Below are 17,970 nucleotides of genomic sequence, written 5' to 3' on the forward strand. Positions count from 1 at the left end.
TTTTTCTTTCACTACTATTCCAATTTTATTTTAAAGCCACAAATGAACTTATTTGTTTTTTGTATCTTTTTAATTGGCACAAATAAATCAACCTTTAACTTTCCGTCTAGATCTTCAGCAACATTATTTAAGCAAAACTCTAAATTATCTCTATCATAATCTGCATCATACTCACTATTTGGTAGCCACTCTACATACATGTATTGATACGCTTCACTTAATTTATGAGGTTCATCATAGAACTGGTATAGACCATATGTACCTCCATCTAATTTTTTAAATTGCACATCATGATACTTTTCTTTATCGAAGTTTTCAGGAATCGTAACACATGCATCATGCCGGCACTTATGACTTGCAACAAGTTCAGGATTATCTAATGATATTCCGATAAATGATTGCTCTGGTGGATACAGTTTATTTTCAATTGACCAGTTCAGTAACTTTCCCCAATGATCTTGCGGTTCAAAGTAGCTACCAGTTCGTCTTATATACGCTACTTCTAATGGTGGTAATTTTTTTATAACAACTTTCATTTACATCTTCTCCCCTATAAATACGTACACTGTTTATTTAGCTTTCTTTAATATTTATTCCTTCTTAAACAAAAAGAATTTTCTAATCACATAAAGTGAAACTTTAATCAGCAGTGGTTTTGTTCATCCCCACTGATTATTAGTTGAACCAATCGGGCTACCAGTTAATGCGGGATAAACTTTAATTGATAACATGTATAACAATCTTGAATAATAATCTCCTATCAATTTATCATTAAATAAATGTAAAAAATGGCCCTATTTATTCATTTTTAATGCGTATGTATGTACATTTGTTAATTTATTCGATATATTATGGGTATTGAATGATTACGTAAAGTGTAAAGGTCGCTTATATAACACCTTATATTTTTATATCCGTGAAAACTACAAAGTGTATGAAAATCCATTTGTCAAATGAATTTAGTGCGGAAGGAGGTTTGTGGTTACTTCATAGGGTATAATAATCAGTTTTTTACTGATAAAAATATAGGAGGCGACATAATGTTTCGTACGATTTCAAATTTCATGAGAGTAGCTGAGATAAGAAGGAAAATCCTTTTTACACTAGCGATGTTAATCGTTTTTCGAATTGGCACGTTTATTCCAGTTCCTCATACTAACGCAGAGGTATTAAAAGTACAAGATCAAGCTAACGTTCTAGGTATGTTAAACGTATTTGGTGGAGGAGCATTGCAACATTTCTCAATCTTTGCTGTAGGTATTACACCATATATTACAGCTTCCATCATAGTACAATTACTACAAATGGATGTTATACCTAAGTTTTCGGAATGGGCAAAGCAAGGAGAAATGGGCCGTAAGAAATCAGCTCAATTCACTCGATACTTTACAATCATTCTCGCATTCATACAGGCCATCGGAATGTCTTATGGCTTTAATAATATAGCAGGTGGACAATTAATAACAGATCAAAGCTGGACTACATACTTATTTATTGCGACAGTTTTAACTGCAGGTACTGCATTTTCACTTTGGTTAGGCGAACAAATTACCGCTAACGGAGTTGGTAATGGTATTTCGATGATTATCTTCGCAGGTCTCGTTGCCGCGATTCCAAATGTTGCAAATCAAATTTATTTACAACAATTCCAAAATGCTGGCGATCAGCTATTTATGCACATAATAAAAATTGTTTTAATTGGACTCGTAATTTTAGCGATAGTTGTTGGTGTTATTTACATTCAACAAGCTGTACGTAAAATACCGATCCAATATGCAAAAGCTGTTTCAGGAAACAATCAATATCAAGGAGCAAAAAACACTCATTTACCGCTTAAAGTAAATAGTGCTGGTGTTATACCAGTTATCTTTGCTTCTGCATTTTTAATGACGCCGCGTACAATTGCGCAGCTCTTCCCTGATTCAAGCGTATCAAAATGGTTAGTTGCAAATCTTGATTTCGCACATCCAATTGGAATGACACTTTATGTCGGTCTTATCGTTGCTTTCACATACTTCTACGCATTTATTCAAGTAAATCCTGAACAAATGGCTGAGAATTTGAAAAAGCAAAATGGATATGTTCCTGGTATTCGTCCTGGTAAAGCAACTGAACAATATGTAACTAAAATTTTATACCGATTAACATTTATTGGTGCAATTTTCTTAGGTGCAATTTCTATATTACCGCTCGTATTCACGAAAATTGCTACGTTACCACCTTCTGCTCAAATTGGTGGTACAAGCTTACTTATCATTGTCGGTGTAGCACTAGAAACTATGAAGACGTTAGAAAGCCAGCTTGTAAAACGTCATTATAAAGGCTTTATTAAAAAAGTGAATTAATTATCAAAAACACAGTTGGTTATTTTTCCAACTGTGTTTTTGATTTTATCAGTCCTGTAATATACAGGGCTGTTGCTTTATTAAACTACATCTCCTTCTCTAATAACCGCCCTTTTTTGAAATAAGTCCTTAGTGTTGAACGATTGGCCAAAAATACACCAATCAATATAAGACAAGCCCCCATTCCCATTGTAGGATTTAAGGGTTCTCCTAATACGATATACCCTACGATAATTGCTATTAATGGTGATACATATAACCACGTCGATGGAAATACTGGGTTTGTTTTTGATAAGAGCCAGTAATATAATCCGTGTCCACCGATCGATCCGATAAATATGAGATATAAAATAGGCCATTGTACACTCCATGAAGTTAATACAGTTACATTTGGTTGTTCTACAATAATAGATGCGATTAGTAGTAAAATCCCTCCATAAAACATTTGAATTCCGTTAATAAGAAATGGTGATACATTTGATAAATCTGAAAGTATTTCTTTTGAACGAATAGAGCCTATTCCGTAAAATAACTCTCCTATAACTAAAACAATACAAGCAATACTCCATATGAAACTTACTTGTTGATGCATTCCTGGTAAAGAAACAAATATAACACCTATTAGTGCAATAACTAAAGCAACGAGTTGTTCCTTTTGTAATTTCTCCCTATTCCTCTTTGCTTGTATTAATAAAATCATCATTGGTCCCGTAGCAGAAAGAACAGCAGCTAATCCCGAAGAAATATATTGTTCTGACCAATATAAACTTGCGAATGTCATAAATGTTAAACAAAATCCAGCATACATAATACGTTTTGAAAATATATGTGGCATAATTTCTTTTCGCTTTAATTTAAAAATAATCATAAGGATTATACCCGCTAAAAAGAAGCGAATTCCTGCTGAAAACAACGGTGGCGCCCCTGCTTCAATTCCAATTTTAATCGTTAAAAATGTTGTCCCGAAAATAATACATACTAAAATGTAATTAAAAATGACCATTTTACTTCCTCCTTTTTACTCTTAAAATGAGTATAGAGGCTATGGTGTATAACAGTGTATCGGTACATATAACAGTTACTTCAAGTTGTAGTTGATTCCCTATATATTTTTCGCTTTAATTAAATTAAAAAGAAAAATAGGTGAACCTATGAAGATTGTGTTGCGTAAAGAAACAAACATACCGTATTACAAGCAAATATATATGCAAATTGTTGACAGAATACAAAGTGGTATGCTTTCACATGGTGAATCTCTTCCTTCTTTACGTTGTATGGCCACAGATTTACAAATCAATGTATTAACAGTTCGTAAAGCGTATAAACAGTTAGAAACGAAAGGGTATATACGCATCGAACAAGGAAAAGGTGCTTACATATATAAACGGGTAAAGAAAGATTTCAAACCAATTCCGTATAAATGGCAACAAACGAAAACGATTAATGTTATGCGTTCTCAATATGCAATGAATAAGCACCTTAAATATTATAATTTTTCACAAGCAATTCTGTATCCTCGTCTGTTACCAAATCCATTTTTGGCAGATGAAATGCATAAATTGCTGGATAAAAATCCGATGTTGTTAGCAACTTATGGGCCAGTTCAAGGCGATTATGAATTGCGAGTTGAAATAGCAAATTACTTAAATGAACACCAGAAATTAGTGACGGACCCATCTCAATTATTAATTACAAGCGGAGCACAACAAGGAATTGATTTAATTGCTCAAACATTATTAAAACCTGGAGATACTGTATTAGTAGAAAGTCCGTGTTACAGTGCCGCGCTTGATGTTTTCATCAATAAAGGTGTTCAAATCATTCCTGTTTCTCTTGATAATCATGGAGTTTGCTCCGACTTAATTGATGATATTTGTCAAAGTAAAAATCCCGTTTTATTGTATACGAATCCTACCTTCCAAAACCCAACAGGTACAGTAATGAGTAAAGAACGAAGAATGGAACTTATAGAACTAGCGGAGCTATATCAATTTTTTATCATTGAAGATGATTCTTTCGGAGAAATATATTTTGAAGATGCTGTAGTACCACCTCCAATCAAAAGTTTTGATAAGGATGGCCACGTAATATATATAAAAGGATTTAGTAAAACGTTAGCACCAGGATTGCGTATTGCAGCACTTATTGCCGATGGCCCTATTTTTGAGTGGCTATATGCAGTGAAAGGTTCAATGGATATCGGTAGTCCTTTATTAACACAAAAGGCACTTCTACCGTTTTTACGTGCGGAACGTATGAAAAATCATTTAGAAAAATTACGAACAGCTTTACAAATGAGACGTGATTTAACAATTGATATATTATCGCCATTAAAAGAACTAAACTTTGAAATACCAAATGGCGGTTTTAATTTATGGGTGACACTGCCTGATTCGATAGATCCCTTTACCTTATTACAAAAAGCAAATGAAGTAGATGTCTCTTTTTTACCAGGAACAGCTTGTCTATTAAATTACGAAACAAATGATAACCAATTAAGAATTAGCTATTCAATGTTAAACGAGAAAGATATGGAAATTGGATTAGAGAAATTACGCGATACAATACGAAACAGTATTTATTAGAAGTAATATCACAATAGCCAACAATAAATAATACCTGCAAATGAAAATGTATAGTATGGGATATTATTTATTGTTGAGCTTTTTCGTTATTCAAATCTAGTTACTCTATAAGCTGTAATCTTGATTATCATTCCACTTTAACTACAATCTTTCCTCTAACATGTTGTCCTTCACTCAAAATATGAGCTTCTCGAACTCCTGCTTCATTAAATGGCACCACTTTACTTATGATTGGTTTGATTTTCCCGTTTACAATTAAAGCTGATAATTCTTCTAATTGTTTTCCATTTGGTTTTAGCCATAAAAATCCTGATTTTATTCCTTCTACTTTTTGTAGTGGTTCATGAACAATGGAAACTAGAACACCACCAGGTTTAATAATTCGAAAACTTTTTTCTTGCACTTCGCCACCTATTGTATCTAACACAATATCAAAATCTGATACTAGTTCTTCAAATTTATCTTTTTTATAATCAATAACGAGATCCGCTCCTAAAGACTGTAAAAATTCTTTATTTTTTCTACTAGCAGTCGTTGCAACAAAAGCTCCAAATGATTTTGCGATTTGGATTGCCAAACTTCCAACGCCACCAGCTCCGGCATGAATGAATACACGGTCATTTTCTTTTATTTTTGCGTAATCTACAAGACTTTGCCACGCTGTAAGTCCTGCAAGAGGAATAGAAGCTGCTTCTTCGTAACTAATATTATTAGGCATATGTGATACTAAATCTAATTGTACTGCAATGAATTCAGCATAAGAGCCGCTTCCTATATTTTCAGGTTTCGTAAACACTTTATCTCCTATATTGAAACACTCTACATCTTCTCCAACTTCTTCAATAACTCCAGCTACATCTAATCCTAAAGTGATTGGAAATGAAAAGCGTAACTGTTCTTGTAAGTCACCTTTTCTTATTTTCCAATCAACTGGATTAACAGATGTTGCATGAATACGTATTAATACCTCATTATTCTTAACAACCGGTTTTAAAACTTGTCTTTCTTTTAATTCTTCAACACTGCCATATCGATCAATAACAATTGCTTTCATTTCCTCTCCTCCTTACTGTTTATTTTAATAACATACAATTATTTCTCAAAATTTTTTGCCTTGAATTACCATATACTTATTTTTGGGGGTAATTATGCAAAAAGCATTATAAAGTAAAACTTTAATCATTCCTCACCAATCGGGCTCTTACTGCCCGGCAAATAGCGGGATGAATTTCAAAAAGAATCTTACACACATCTTAGAATTATTCAAAACTGTATTATTAATTAAATTCAAAAGAAATGGGGCTAACTTTATGAGTGAAAAGATATTTAAAATAAACGGTATTGATATATGTACAGAAAGCTTCGGTAACTCTAATGATCCCGCTATTTTATTAATTATGGGAGCTACTTGTTCAATGATATATTGGGATGAAGAATTTTGTGAACAGTTGGCGAACACAGGAAAATTTGTTATTCGCTTTGATAATCGCGATGTTGGACGCTCTGTTACATATGAACCTGGCACTTCAAATTATTCAGTAACAGATATGGCTGAAGATGCAATCGGGGTATTAGACGCTTATCATATTGATAAAGCCCATTTTTTTGGTATGTCATTAGGTGGTATGATTGCTCAAATTGCCGCTGTAAAACATCCCGAAAGAATTTTGACGCTAACTTTACTAGCGACTAGTGTAATAGGATCTGATAATAATACTCGCGATTTACCCCCAATGGATGAAAGGATTTTAACACATCATGTAAAGAGCGCAAGTATTGATTGGACAAATAAAAATGATGTGGCAGAGTATTTAGTTTCAGGATCTCGTCTATTATGTGGATCAGAACGAATATTTGATGAAAATAGAGTTTATACACAAGTAAAACAAGAAATAGAACGCGCAAACAATTTATTAAGTATGTTTAATCACGCTTTACTTCAAGGTGATGATGCATATGAAGGTGTACTTCACTCCATACAAGCACCAACATTGGTTATTCATGGAACAGACGATACAGCACTCCCATTTGAACATGGCCTCGCACTAATTGATGAAATTCCAAGCTCAGTACTATTAACTCTTAAAGGGGCAGGTCATGAAAATCATCCAAATGATTGGGAAAGCATAATTACTGCGGTTTCTAAACATACATCTGAAATTTAGACAAACAAATAATTAACAGAAGGGGGCACAAATTGTATTGTGCCCCCTTCCATTTACAAACAAAAACCCATCACTGTATTCGTATGTATAGTGATGGGACTTCTTATATTTTTCTATGTTTAAAAAAATGGACAATCTAATTGATCAACAGATTCCCATAATTTTTTTTTTGCATTTTCGGTGGATGTATTTGCTTCTAGTGTCATGTTTTTAAAAGGGTTTACTTCGACTTTTAATAAGGATGAAGGCTCCACATATAATGAGAAAACATGGCTACTTGGTAAAGCTTTTGAAACGTCAATATCTCCTACTTGTTTAAATAATTGCTGCGCAGCAAAAAAGAAGAAATTAGTTGGATTTGATTGTTTATTCAGCCACGCAAGCATTTCAGGTGATACCGATTTATGAATATTGATTTTTACTCGATCACCACGTTTATATCGCCTAGATCGCATACTTCCACCAACTAACTTATCGTTAAGTTTGTAAATCCTAACTCTTTTTGCTTATGCTCTCTATATTTTGGCGAACAAGTATATACTAATAACCCTCGTGCATTTGTAAATAACGGATTATCTACAAAGATTACATTTTTGAGTCGTCCTTTTTGCTTTAAAATCATTTTTAAACTATTTTTAATAATTACTGCACCCCCGCCATAAATAAACACGTATGGATCGTCTTTCATATCATCAATTTTATTTATAATATCTGTTGCGACACGCGCTGCTAAACCTAATAGTGCCGGCTGTGATTCCTCAACTAATAAGGTATTTCTCGGATGCGTATCATTTAAATAAATTTGATTGAATTCTGTAATACTATCAATCGTCTTAGTTGGATACTTCCGGTTCCATCTCGTAATGATTTGTAGTAACGTCTCTTTTACACCATAAGATAAACCTTTACTTAGTTGCGGACGGAAATTTACCCCTAATGAAACAACTTCTTCTGTCGTCCCTGCACCAATATCAAAAGAGAGTAGAGTTTTATCTACAAAATCAATTTCAGAAACTTGATTTTGCTCACATTCTATTTTATGTTTCACAACATTTCCTTCTTCATCGTATACAATGCCCCACGTCCCAGAAGCACCCTCAGGCAGGCATTTACAATACTCAATTGAAACATTAATTGTCACATCGCGTCCGTTCGGATAATGGAAAATAACCTTATGATTTCCCATATAACGTTTTGCATTTTCAGCAGCTATTTCTTGTGTAATAAGCTGCATAGGAAGAGCGACAGATAAATCATAACGAATATTAATATGGCTAGAAGTTGGACTTTGACGCATAGCGCTTACCGCCAAACCTGATAGTATTGTAATAACCATTAACTCATCCGTTGACTTATTTGATTTCTTCTCTACCTCAGTACCTTTTAATTGATCTTGAATGACTTTTTCTCCAACGATGTATCGTACATTATTAAGCATTAACGATGGTGAACTTATAGTCACATCAATGTGGTTTTCTAATTCAGATAATGAAACATCTACCTCATCTAAGAGTCCTGTCGGCTCACCTATATATAAAGAATAAATACTCGGAATAAAAATAGGGTCTTGCCCTTTCACCATTAACTTCAAACCGTTGTTTCCTGCATCTGCACCAGCTTTTAAAAGTATAGACATAACTACCCCCTAAATTAATCTGACATCCCTTCCAAATATATGCGAGCCCATTCTTTTACATTCAAATGTATTGTAATTTTTTATTTATCATAAAACCAAAATATTGCATACTTACATATTATATGTAAAAAGTATTTGACATGATACTTTTCCGATTTTATACTTATATTTGTAAAGAGTTTTTTACAATCGAGGGGGGCAATTATTTATTGAATACTAAAAAAACTATTTTTATAATCATTGTTTTAGCGTTAATTGCAATACTAGTACATGGCACATATAAATACATCACTGAAGGTTCTATTTTGGGTGGTACGATTTTTGCTATCTCGTTAATACTTAGTAATTTAATTAATCACATTACTTGGGGAGATCCCCACGGTGTATCAGAAGAAAGTCAAGATGAAATGGGCCAACAAATTACATATAAAAGCTTTAAAATTGCGTATTTTGTGCTTGTAGTTGTAATGTTCCTTTTATTAATCTTCTCCGAAGGATTTTCTATGGGGGCTAATTTAGATGGCGTTAAAAACCTCCCTCTGTTCATCGCAATTTGCTCTTCATTCTTTATTTATCCTATTGTCGAACTCATAGTTGCAAAACAATATAAGTAAAAAGATGAGGTTTTCTACATGTAGAAAACCCCATCTTTTTATATTTACATACTCTCTACAATTGCTTTTAATTTATTCACAGTACGCCAATTCCTAACTGTAGCTGGTGTATGTAACTTCTGAAACTGGTTCATTAATTTAGAATTTCGAATGCTATTTTTGAAAAACAAATAAGCAACCTTCTCATCTATATAGCAATCTTCAAGTTCACTTTTAAATGTAAGCAATTGACTACTTTCCTCTTCAGAAAGTACATTAGCTAAAAAAGCAACATGAACACTTTCTCCTTCTAACAATGAATGAACTTCATACGGACATTGTTTAATAATATTTATAAATTCACCATATGTTCTTAGCATGACTGGAACATCGAAATCAAATTCATTTTTTATTTCAGATTGTATTCGGTCCTTTAGAAAGTTTATATCTTCCTCAGATTCGAACACGATATTACCACTTTGTATATATGTTTTCACTTGTTTTAACCCTATTGATTCAAACACTCGTTTTAAATCAGCCATTTTGATTACTTTATGTCCACCGACATTGATTCCTCTTAGTAATGCAATATAAAGTGTCATATTATTCCCCTCACAATAAAATAAACTTATCAATTGAATCGATTTTCCCACTCATATTTCTCGGATATTTGTTTTAATTCTTCTAACATATCATGAATAGATAATACCTCAAATAAAATAATAGACTCACTTGAAAAATGGTGATGATAATGATTTGGTTTATAATCTTTTAAATCATTTTTATAACTCCAAAATTGCTTGTCTAATTCAACAATAAGTGTCAAATGTTCCTCATCAATTTCATTACAACGGTTTCTCAATATAGCAATTATAGAATGAATTGTTCGTTGTAATATTTCCCTTTCACTTTGTGACCAGTCACAAGTCTCAATTGATACCCGAGCTAAATTATCTATATGGTAAATGATTTGCTGTAATATATGAAGTTGCTTCTGCATCATTAAAAAGCTTCTCATTTCCTTCTTTGTATGTTGATGATATTTCCAATCTTTCTGCTCATATTGAACAAATTGTATCGCCTTATGCAATAATACAGTCAATTTAGATAAATCCTGAGCAGTCTCCTTTTTCATACCTTTCCCTGCAACTAATGCAGTAATCCATTCTTCCATAATATTTGCTGTTTTAGCGAATAGATCCTCTGTACATCCAAAAATCGTTTTCGTGTAGTGGGGTGGGAAAATGAAAAAATTCACTAAAGTAGATACTATAATACCAGTAGATGTAGTAGCTAAACGAATTAAAAATGCAGTAAAATAATGATCTGCCGTAATTGGAATCATAGCTACAGCAGTTAAAGTTGCGACTAAAGTTCCCGCGTGTAACCTTAGTTTTTGACATGTTACGATCGTAAACATTGCAGCTAATGCATAAGAAATTGCTTGGTGACCTAGGAAAAATGTGAAAGTCATAGCATATGCCGATCCAATTGTTGAGGCCGGAAAGCGAATAAGTCCTTTTTTTATTGAGTCTGTTGCAGTTGGTTCAATTGTAACAATTGCTGTTATTACAGCAAAAATAGTTGGAATGTTAAAAAAATCACAAACTAACACTGTAAGAAAAACTGCAATCCCAGTTTTAATCACTCTTCCCCCAACGATATTCCATTTTCTATCTTGATTCATTTTTTATATCCTTCATTTCTGTTTCATTTTATATACATATATTATATATTACTAAAATAAAAAAACCTACTACGTGAATATTCAAGAGTAAGTTTTCTATCTCATTATTTCATTATAGGTAAATGCATTATTATTTGTTGGCCAATTGGTCCCATTCTTCTAAAACCTTTATCTTCGAAGCCGACTTTTGCATATAAATTTTGTGCAGGAATATTTCTTTCATTCACAGCAAGTACAACTTCATTTTTTATTGGAAAATAGCGTTTTACAAACTCTTCTAATAATAACAATGACTTTTTAGCGAATCCTTTTCTTTGTCTATTGTGATTAATAGAAAATGACGTTAAAAGTAAAGCATCCTCATTATCTGTGAACTCCTTTACTCTATCTCCCGTTTCCAATGCGAAAAGACCCACCGGTACCCCATTGTAATCTAAAATAACAATCACATTTTTTGTACGATCACTTTTTGCTTTTTCCAGTAATGCGCTTGGATCTGCTGTAAACTGAACTTGTTCACTTGGTAAAGTAAATGTTTGTATAACTTCTTTATATTTCTCCTTATACGGAACTAATTGAATTTCCCCTGTGTGTATGTTCATGCTAAACTCTCCCATTTTTTAGCTTATTAACTTATACCTTGCTGTGCTTTTGAATGCACTCTTCCATCTAAAAAGGTAATTTCAACAAATGAATTTGGATTGTTTCCTTTCCAAGCAAAAATTTGTTTAATTTGTGTAGAATGTTCTATCCCTTCTTCTATAAGTAAATCCCCTTCAAAACCAATTAAATCTTTCACTTCTGTATAAGTCATTCCTTCATTTATGTTCGAGAAATGATTTATATTGATAGATTCTTTCTGTTGCCTTTCCATCACAGTAGAAGAAGTTGCTGTTTGATTTTTCACTTCTTTTCTCTTTTCACACGCTGTCATACTGAAACCTAAGCATAAACTAAACAATATACATGCGCTTTTTTTCATCATAACAGTTGTCCCTCCCATCATAATTAAACCATATATTCCCTTAAAAATAAACTGAATATTTAATATTATACTTAAAAACCTCGCACAATTAAGTACGAGGCTAATTTCATTTATTCAAATGATTATTTGATTGATCATCCTGTTCTTTTCTTAACTCTTGTTCTTCATCTTTTGGTAATTGTTTATCATTATCTTTAATTGGATTCGTTTCTCGATTTTCAATCATATCATTTGGAACTTGTGGCATTACTCGTCCCACAATAGCCGCTAATTCATCTAGTATACCTTCACCTGTTTTTCCTTTTTTAATTTGCTTTCCGATTTGTTTGAGGCGTTCATACGTATCAACATCTGCTACAACGACTGCATTAGCACCGTCAGGGTCATTTTTTAAACTTTCTGCAACAGAATATTTAATTGATTCAACACGAGTTCGATCAAGTTTTGCTTTTACGTCTATACCTACAATAGCATATTTTCCAACAACGACCGCTGTCGCATCATTCACACCTGGCACACTTGCTGCTAAAGATGCTAAATGATCTGCCGCTTTTTCATTTGGCTTATTTGATTTATTCGTATAATTAACATTTTTCATTGAAACATTTTTTTGTTCCGGCTTTTCGTTTGGGTTTTCTTTTGTTCCAATACTGCATCCAGTTATAACGAAGCAAAGCATTAATATATATATTAGAGTTTTCATTATTTTCACCACTTCACTTTTAAGGTTTAATCATAAATTTTTTCAACAGCTTGCATTTTCTTTACCTTTTCCTCGACCCCGCTATTAGCATTAATGAATATTTGGTACGTATCTTTTCCTAAAGTACCTACAAATTCATAGCAAAGTACTTCATTATGCAAATCATTAACTACTACAGCTTTACGTTCTTCCATTACTTTTACATCCGGATTGATTTTCTTTCTTGCTTCTGCTGCAGTTAGCTTTGCCGATGGAACTGTTCGTTTTTGATGTGACGCTAAATATTCTTTTGCGGAGAACCCTACGATAGAACCGTCATCTAAAGCAATTTTCATTTGGATTGCTTCTGGATAAATTCGTACTCCATTTTCATTTACTACATACGTAAATACACCAACATTATCATATTGTGAGCTATCATAAAGCTCCATATTATTAAACTTATGGTCCTTTAAAAATTTTAAACCTTTACTACCTGCATCGTTTAAACTAACTTTCTGTTCTTTAATTTCGCGGTTATTCATAACCCAAATTGGATATCCGCCTTTTCCGGTAATATCCATATAGAACTCATTGTTCGTTGCTTCATCTTTAATTTTCACACTATAGAAGGATTCTTTCGCACCTTTTCCACTTTTCTCTACATCTACTTTTTCATTTCCTTTTAAATTCAAAAACGATTTGGCAATTTTCGCCGCTTCATCTTTAGAAATTGCCTTTCCTTCCGCTTCAAATCCGCCTTTTTTATTTTTTTGCGCACTTGTAAAGGTCGGTCCGAAGTTTGTAGAAGAATATGATGTTACGTTTTTCTCTACAGTTTTCAATCCATCAATAATTGTGTTATCTGCTGGATCACGATTTGATGCAAGTGCCATTTCTACATCCATCCAGCGTAAATTATTTTTCAAAACAAGATGTTGTACTTTTCTTAGTTCATCTTGTATATTTCCTGCATTTGAATATAAAGTTTGTAGCGTTTTATATTCTTGCTCATTTAACGGCTCTTTTTCTAAATCACGAATGGCTGCACGGTAACTGAAATCACCGATATTCGCTAAAAATTCTTCCGTTTTATTAAATGGCATTAATGTTAAAGGAAGTTGTCCTACATCTGAGCGAGCTTCAGATGTTAAACGCCATACATCCGCTAATGCAGGTGATAAAGATGATCGTGAATTCATCGCAAGTGTTGTGCCAATTTTATCGTGTAATAAATCGACTTCGTATGCTAAATCATGGAATGCACGTTGATAGCTATTTTCCGCTCGAATTAAAACCGCATTTTTCTCTTGGTGCTCTTTATAGCCCCAATAGCCTGTTCCTACTACACCGACTGTTAATAATACAATGATAATACCTCGTAACATTGTCCCACCTCCGCTCTATTTACAGAAAATATGTTTACCGATTTTTTTAATTTGTGGACGAGTCCAAATCCATTTACTAGTCGCAGTATCTGGATTGAAATAATATAAAGCATTTCCTGTTGGATCCCATCCGTTAATCGCATCTAAAACTGCTTTTTTTGCTGTTTCATTTGGCGTTAAATATATTTGTCCATCGGCTACTGCTGTAAATGCTCTAGGCTCAAAGATTACACCTGAAACAGTATTTGGGAATGACGCACTTGTAACACGATTCAAAATAACGGCAGCTACTGCAACTTGTCCTAAATACGGTTCACCACGTGATTCTCCGTATACTGCGTTTGCCATAAGCTGAATATCATTTTGAGAATAACCGTTCGGAACATTTGTCCCTTTATTTTGAGGTGGTTTATTCTCTTGTGCAGTTCCGCCGCTATTTCCTTTATTCGTTGTCGTCCCTTTATTAGCAGTTGACTTGTCATACTTCGTTGCCTTCACGAGCATTTGCTTCGTTTTAGCTCCAGCTAAACCATCAACGGGTAATCCGAATTTCTCTTGAAAATTCCGAAGTGCCCAGTATGTACCCCATCCGAAAACACCATCCACTTTTCCCGTATAAAATCCGTTATATTTCAAACGAGATTGCATTTCAATGACATCTTCGCCAGATGCTCCTCTTTGAATAACTTGATTAGAAAAAGCTTCTACATTCTTTAGTTGTATACTACTGACCATTAAAGACAGTCCTATGAACGCAAGTAAAACTGCTATTTTAAAAATAGCTTTTTGGCGCATAATTTTCCCTCCTTAATTACGGAAATGATTTCTTGGTTATGTTTTGTAAAAGCCTCGCTTTTATGTAAAGAAGACAAAAAAATCCAAACTAATATCGTTGAAAAAATATGTAAACAATATAAAAAAAGGATAAAAGGAGTTCATCATGAAGAAATCGTTAAAACGTGTCGCACTCGTCATTCTGTTCCTAACAACATGTTCAAATATATATACAGGCTCATCAATTGTTCATGCGCAGCCGCCGTATGCCAAATGGGGTAAACTTGCCGTAGAAAAGACGAAAGAACAATACCCAAAAGCAGAAATTATTGACTATCTTCATATAGGTAGAAAACCAAAAACAGTTCAAATAACTGTTGAAAAATTTAAATTGTGGTTACGTGAAGATGGAAAAGAATATGGTGTTTTTGTTGATGTAGAATTTGAAACGAAGACGGAGAAATTTATAAAGTTGTCGTTTCAGAAGACGAGTAGATAAAGTGAAACTTTAATCAGCCCTCACCAATCGGGCTGCCCGTTAATGCGGGATAAAATGAAACCCCACTGTTAAAAATGGAAACAGTGGGGTTCCTTGCATTTCTAAAATTCTTTCCTAAAGTTTCGATTCCCTAAAAATCTTACCAATATACAAATAGCGCCAATTACTACAGCTATCCCTATACTATATAAAAGTACTTTACTATATCCACCTATTCTCGGATCTAAAAACGGATATGGATACCAATTCACGATTGGACCACGTATTAAGCTATATATAACGTAAAAACACGGGAATAAGAGCCAACTTGCAGCTTGTTTCCAAGTGATTTTCTTAATAGGTGGATTTAAAATCCAATCTAAAAGCATTGCAATCGGCATGATATAATGTAGCACAGTATTTACCCATGGTATTGCCGTTTGAAGTGACTCTTCTAACCCTCTTAGTAACAAAAAATAAACGAGTCCTGTCGTAAGTATGTATACCGTTGCCGCACCACGAAGTATACTAAACTGTTCTGAGCGACCAAATGTAGCTGTTCCGATACTGCTTAAAAGGAGAATACATGCAACTAAAATATTACTTTCAATGGTGAAGAAACTAAAAAAGTTAACTGGATTAAACGGCTTCACTTGTGCCCTAATTATGAATTGCGTAACAATGGCGCTACACACTAGAAGACTTAAACATAATCTAAATAAAGATAAAATTTTTTCATCCTTCATACATTCCCTCCTTTTCTTATATATAATTAGAATTTCCCTGTACATGCTCAATAAATAGTTTTAATGGAACGAGCCCACGTTTTGGCATATGACTACTTATAATAGCTACTATTTCTAACTGAGGAATGATAACGATGTATTGTCCGCCGTATCCCATAGCAAAATATATACAATACGGTATGTGAAATCTTCCGTTATGTAATACCCACCAGTGATATCCATATGCACCGACATGTTCATAGGTTTCAAATAGAGCCCTACTTGACTCTTCTAACCATTTCGCTGATACAATTTCTTTTTCATTCCAATATCCATTTTGCAAACATAACTTTCCTAATTTTAATAAATCGGTGGATTTCATTTTCATACCGAAGCCGCCGACATATATACCTTGCGGATCTTGTTGCCACTCGTATTCGTTAATTTCTAATGGATCAAATAAATATTTCTTTGCAAACCGCTCTGTCGACATTCCAGTAGCTTCTTGAATAATATAGCTCAGTAAATGAGAAGAACCTGAATTATAATTCATTTTTGTAGCAGGTTCTTCAATTATTGGCTTTTCTAATATGTACTGCACCCAGTTCTCTGATTCTACAAAGTCATTTGGGAATACTACTCCATTTCCAAACTCTTTCCAATCCTCACCAGTAGTCATTGTTAATAAGTGATAAAGCGTCAAATCATGTTTTTCCCCAGGTACATTTTCAATCCACTCTGTAATCGGTGTATGTATATCATTTATATAGCTCTTATCAATTGCAATACCAATTAATAAAGATACAATACTTTTTGTAATCGAATTTATTTTATATAAGTTATTTGCACATTCAGGTGTTTTATAGTACTCAGTTGTTAATTCCCCTTTTTGATAAACAAGAAATGTACTCACTTTTTTCTTTTCGAATTTATTTTCTAGTTGCTTGAAATCCAAAAACTTTACCTCCATTTATATAGTTACTCCATTTATTATATCTTGTTCCTTCATTTTAAACATAATTGTGCTCAAATAAAAATAAACCTGTCAGCCATAATGAACTGACAGGTTTATTTTTATAATTTCGTACGAACATTCCAAAGCTCTGGGAAGAATTGTTGATCAAGTACTCGTTTTAAATAAGAAACACCGGAGGATCCACCTGTTCCCATTTTATGTCCAATAATTCTTTCTACTGTTTTCATATGACGGAAACGCCATTGTTGTAGCCAGTCTTCAATATCAATCAATTTTTCAGCAAGCTGATATAAATTCCAATATTTTTTCACATCCGCATATACTTCTAACCACGCTGCTTCTACTGTTGCATCTTCTTCATAAGGCTGCGTAATATCACGGTTTAACACATCTTTATGAATAGGGAATCCTTCTTTTACTAATGCTTGAATCGCGACATCATATAGACTTGGTGCATGTAGCGCTTTATGAAGTCGTGCATGTAATTCTGGATCCTTTTCATAAATTTTTAATGCGTGTGGCGTTTTATAGCCAAGTGCATACTCAATCATACGATATTGATACGATTGAAAACCTGAAGCTTGACCGAGTGAATCACGAAACTCAATATATTCTGATGGTGTTAATGTCGCAAGAATATCCCAAGATTGAATAATTTGAGACTGAATTTTTGATACACGTGCTAACATTTTAAAAGCTGGTTGTAATTTATCTTGTTTAATAGAATCAATCGCCGCATTTAGCTCATGTAAAATGAGCTTCATCCAAAGCTCACTTGCTTGGTGAATAACGATAAATAACATTTCATCATGATGGTCCGATAATCTTTTTTGAGAAGATAGTAAACTATCTAATTGTAAATACTCCCCATACGTCATATTCTCTTTAAAATCCGTATGAATCCCTTTTTCCATAATTACTTTTTCATTTTCTTTCATATTAGCCAAACGC

At 33.4% G+C, this 17,970-nt stretch carries 20 protein-coding genes; 5 read left to right on the plus strand and 15 right to left on the minus strand.

From position 1 onward, the window contains the following. Positions 1 to 14: 14 nt before the first annotated feature. Positions 15 to 536: an AraC family transcriptional regulator gene (locus N2V79_RS13275; RefSeq protein WP_340719952.1), complete on the minus strand. Its 522-nt coding sequence runs from the start codon at positions 534 to 536 to the stop codon at positions 15 to 17. A gap of 504 nt (positions 537 to 1,040) precedes the next feature. On the opposite strand from N2V79_RS13275, the gene secY reads away from it, so the two are divergent. After that, positions 1,041 to 2,345: a preprotein translocase subunit SecY gene (gene secY, locus N2V79_RS13280; protein ID WP_340719953.1), complete on the plus strand. Its 1,305-nt coding sequence runs from the start codon at positions 1,041 to 1,043 to the stop codon at positions 2,343 to 2,345. A gap of 85 nt (positions 2,346 to 2,430) precedes the next feature. Here the strand turns inward: secY and N2V79_RS13285 are convergent, their stop codons facing one another. Further along, positions 2,431 to 3,348 carry a DMT family transporter gene (locus N2V79_RS13285; RefSeq protein WP_000234339.1) on the minus strand — a complete coding sequence of 306 codons (918 nt, stop codon included), beginning with the start codon at positions 3,346 to 3,348 and terminating at the stop codon, positions 2,431 to 2,433. Positions 3,349 to 3,496: 148 nt separating this feature from the next. On the opposite strand from N2V79_RS13285, the gene pdxR reads away from it, so the two are divergent. Further along, positions 3,497 to 4,930 (plus strand): MocR-like pyridoxine biosynthesis transcription factor PdxR, encoded by a 1,434-nt coding sequence (gene pdxR / locus N2V79_RS13290; protein ID WP_340719954.1) that lies wholly within the window; start codon positions 3,497 to 3,499, stop codon positions 4,928 to 4,930. 127 nt (positions 4,931 to 5,057) lie between these two features. Here the strand turns inward: pdxR and N2V79_RS13295 are convergent, their stop codons facing one another. Beyond that, positions 5,058 to 5,984: an NADP-dependent oxidoreductase gene (locus tag N2V79_RS13295; RefSeq protein WP_000644577.1), complete on the minus strand. Its 927-nt coding sequence runs from the start codon at positions 5,982 to 5,984 to the stop codon at positions 5,058 to 5,060. 256 nt (positions 5,985 to 6,240) lie between these two features. On the opposite strand from N2V79_RS13295, the gene N2V79_RS13300 reads away from it, so the two are divergent. Then, positions 6,241 to 7,095, plus strand: coding sequence for an alpha/beta fold hydrolase (locus N2V79_RS13300; RefSeq protein WP_075718767.1), 855 nt, complete (start codon positions 6,241 to 6,243; stop codon positions 7,093 to 7,095). Positions 7,096 to 7,214: 119 nt separating this feature from the next. Here N2V79_RS13300 and N2V79_RS13305 read toward each other — a convergent pair whose 3' ends face one another. Then, positions 7,215 to 7,550 carry a hypothetical protein gene (locus N2V79_RS13305; RefSeq protein ID WP_001257761.1) on the minus strand — a complete coding sequence of 112 codons (336 nt, stop codon included), beginning with the start codon at positions 7,548 to 7,550 and terminating at the stop codon, positions 7,215 to 7,217. A gap of 11 nt (positions 7,551 to 7,561) precedes the next feature. Next, positions 7,562 to 8,731 carry a ParM/StbA family protein gene (locus tag N2V79_RS13310; protein WP_000025623.1) on the minus strand — a complete coding sequence of 390 codons (1,170 nt, stop codon included), beginning with the start codon at positions 8,729 to 8,731 and terminating at the stop codon, positions 7,562 to 7,564. Between the two features lie 209 nt (positions 8,732 to 8,940). Between N2V79_RS13310 and N2V79_RS13315 the strand changes: the two genes are divergently transcribed. Continuing rightward, positions 8,941 to 9,345 (plus strand): hypothetical protein, encoded by a 405-nt coding sequence (locus N2V79_RS13315; RefSeq protein ID WP_001093141.1) that lies wholly within the window; start codon positions 8,941 to 8,943, stop codon positions 9,343 to 9,345. A 44-nt stretch (positions 9,346 to 9,389) separates the two neighbouring features. Here N2V79_RS13315 and N2V79_RS13320 read toward each other — a convergent pair whose 3' ends face one another. From N2V79_RS13320 to sleB, 7 genes are all read right to left on the minus strand, one after another. Further along, entirely contained in the window at positions 9,390 to 9,926 is a 537-nt protein-coding gene (locus N2V79_RS13320; RefSeq protein WP_000177384.1) for a DUF1697 domain-containing protein, read from the minus strand. Positions 9,927 to 9,955: 29 nt separating this feature from the next. Next, on the minus strand, positions 9,956 to 11,011 hold the full coding sequence (locus N2V79_RS13325) for an aromatic acid exporter family protein (RefSeq protein ID WP_340719955.1): 1,056 nt from the start codon (positions 11,009 to 11,011) through the stop codon (positions 9,956 to 9,958). Between the two features lie 104 nt (positions 11,012 to 11,115). Continuing rightward, positions 11,116 to 11,628, minus strand: a complete 513-nt coding sequence (locus tag N2V79_RS13330; RefSeq protein WP_072938688.1) for a GNAT family N-acetyltransferase — start codon at positions 11,626 to 11,628, stop codon at positions 11,116 to 11,118. An 11-nt stretch (positions 11,629 to 11,639) separates the two neighbouring features. Next, on the minus strand, positions 11,640 to 11,996 hold the full coding sequence (locus N2V79_RS13335; RefSeq protein WP_000976439.1) for a hypothetical protein: 357 nt from the start codon (positions 11,994 to 11,996) through the stop codon (positions 11,640 to 11,642). Positions 11,997 to 12,102: 106 nt separating this feature from the next. Beyond that, the gene (locus N2V79_RS13340; RefSeq protein WP_000854060.1) at positions 12,103 to 12,699 is read right to left on the minus strand and encodes a YhcN/YlaJ family sporulation lipoprotein; all 597 of its coding nucleotides are present in this window, start codon (positions 12,697 to 12,699) and stop codon (positions 12,103 to 12,105) included. Positions 12,700 to 12,725: 26 nt separating this feature from the next. Beyond that, positions 12,726 to 14,066: a germination protein YpeB gene (gene ypeB / locus N2V79_RS13345; protein ID WP_000943728.1), complete on the minus strand. Its 1,341-nt coding sequence runs from the start codon at positions 14,064 to 14,066 to the stop codon at positions 12,726 to 12,728. A gap of 15 nt (positions 14,067 to 14,081) precedes the next feature. After that, complete coding sequence (gene sleB / locus N2V79_RS13350; RefSeq protein WP_340719956.1) at positions 14,082 to 14,861, minus strand: spore cortex-lytic enzyme; 780 nt, start codon at positions 14,859 to 14,861, stop codon at positions 14,082 to 14,084. Between the two features lie 145 nt (positions 14,862 to 15,006). Here sleB and N2V79_RS13355 point away from each other — a divergent pair, with 145 nt between their 5' ends. Further along, positions 15,007 to 15,339, plus strand: coding sequence for a DUF3889 domain-containing protein (locus tag N2V79_RS13355; RefSeq protein ID WP_000749154.1), 333 nt, complete (start codon positions 15,007 to 15,009; stop codon positions 15,337 to 15,339). A gap of 101 nt (positions 15,340 to 15,440) precedes the next feature. Here N2V79_RS13355 and N2V79_RS13360 read toward each other — a convergent pair whose 3' ends face one another. The 3 genes from N2V79_RS13360 to kynA form a co-directional block, all read right to left on the minus strand. Further along, positions 15,441 to 16,064, minus strand: coding sequence for a Pr6Pr family membrane protein (locus tag N2V79_RS13360; protein ID WP_340719957.1), 624 nt, complete (start codon positions 16,062 to 16,064; stop codon positions 15,441 to 15,443). Positions 16,065 to 16,080: 16 nt separating this feature from the next. Beyond that, the gene (locus tag N2V79_RS13365; protein WP_340719958.1) at positions 16,081 to 16,998 is read right to left on the minus strand and encodes a serine hydrolase domain-containing protein; all 918 of its coding nucleotides are present in this window, start codon (positions 16,996 to 16,998) and stop codon (positions 16,081 to 16,083) included. 119 nt (positions 16,999 to 17,117) lie between these two features. Continuing rightward, positions 17,118 to 17,957, minus strand: a complete 840-nt coding sequence (gene kynA, locus N2V79_RS13370; RefSeq protein ID WP_340719959.1) for a tryptophan 2,3-dioxygenase — start codon at positions 17,955 to 17,957, stop codon at positions 17,118 to 17,120. Positions 17,958 to 17,970: the final 13 nt, after the last annotated feature.

It is taken from the genome of Bacillus sp. CH_70 (assembly GCF_038007045.1).
GTDB classification, from domain to species: Bacteria; Bacillota; Bacilli; order Bacillales; family Bacillaceae_G; genus Bacillus_A; species Bacillus_A cereus.

What these genes read in the sequence shown, in the direction of transcription:
- ypeB (WP_000943728.1), bottom strand. Translation starts at nt 14,066, where the DNA reads ATGTTACGAGGTATTATCATTGTATTATTAACAGTCGGTGTAGTAGGA.
- secY (WP_340719953.1), top strand. Translation starts at nt 1,041, where the DNA reads ATGTTTCGTACGATTTCAAATTTCATGAGAGTAGCTGAGATAAGAAGG.
- N2V79_RS13355 (WP_000749154.1), top strand. Translation starts at nt 15,007, where the DNA reads ATGAAGAAATCGTTAAAACGTGTCGCACTCGTCATTCTGTTCCTAACA.
- sleB (WP_340719956.1), bottom strand. Translation starts at nt 14,861, where the DNA reads ATGCGCCAAAAAGCTATTTTTAAAATAGCAGTTTTACTTGCGTTCATA.
- N2V79_RS13340 (WP_000854060.1), bottom strand. Translation starts at nt 12,699, where the DNA reads ATGAAAACTCTAATATATATATTAATGCTTTGCTTCGTTATAACTGGA.
- N2V79_RS13300 (WP_075718767.1), top strand. Translation starts at nt 6,241, where the DNA reads ATGAGTGAAAAGATATTTAAAATAAACGGTATTGATATATGTACAGAA.
- N2V79_RS13320 (WP_000177384.1), bottom strand. Translation starts at nt 9,926, where the DNA reads ATGACACTTTATATTGCATTACTAAGAGGAATCAATGTCGGTGGACAT.
- N2V79_RS13295 (WP_000644577.1), bottom strand. Translation starts at nt 5,984, where the DNA reads ATGAAAGCAATTGTTATTGATCGATATGGCAGTGTTGAAGAATTAAAA.
- N2V79_RS13305 (WP_001257761.1), bottom strand. Translation starts at nt 7,550, where the DNA reads ATGCGATCTAGGCGATATAAACGTGGTGATCGAGTAAAAATCAATATT.
- N2V79_RS13360 (WP_340719957.1), bottom strand. Translation starts at nt 16,064, where the DNA reads ATGAAGGATGAAAAAATTTTATCTTTATTTAGATTATGTTTAAGTCTT.
- pdxR (WP_340719954.1), top strand. Translation starts at nt 3,497, where the DNA reads ATGAAGATTGTGTTGCGTAAAGAAACAAACATACCGTATTACAAGCAA.
- N2V79_RS13330 (WP_072938688.1), bottom strand. Translation starts at nt 11,628, where the DNA reads ATGGGAGAGTTTAGCATGAACATACACACAGGGGAAATTCAATTAGTT.
- N2V79_RS13335 (WP_000976439.1), bottom strand. Translation starts at nt 11,996, where the DNA reads ATGATGAAAAAAAGCGCATGTATATTGTTTAGTTTATGCTTAGGTTTC.
- N2V79_RS13285 (WP_000234339.1), bottom strand. Translation starts at nt 3,348, where the DNA reads ATGGTCATTTTTAATTACATTTTAGTATGTATTATTTTCGGGACAACA.
- N2V79_RS13275 (WP_340719952.1), bottom strand. Translation starts at nt 536, where the DNA reads ATGAAAGTTGTTATAAAAAAATTACCACCATTAGAAGTAGCGTATATA.
- kynA (WP_340719959.1), bottom strand. Translation starts at nt 17,957, where the DNA reads ATGAAAGAAAATGAAAAAGTAATTATGGAAAAAGGGATTCATACGGAT.
- N2V79_RS13310 (WP_000025623.1), bottom strand. Translation starts at nt 8,731, where the DNA reads ATGTCTATACTTTTAAAAGCTGGTGCAGATGCAGGAAACAACGGTTTG.
- N2V79_RS13325 (WP_340719955.1), bottom strand. Translation starts at nt 11,011, where the DNA reads ATGAATCAAGATAGAAAATGGAATATCGTTGGGGGAAGAGTGATTAAA.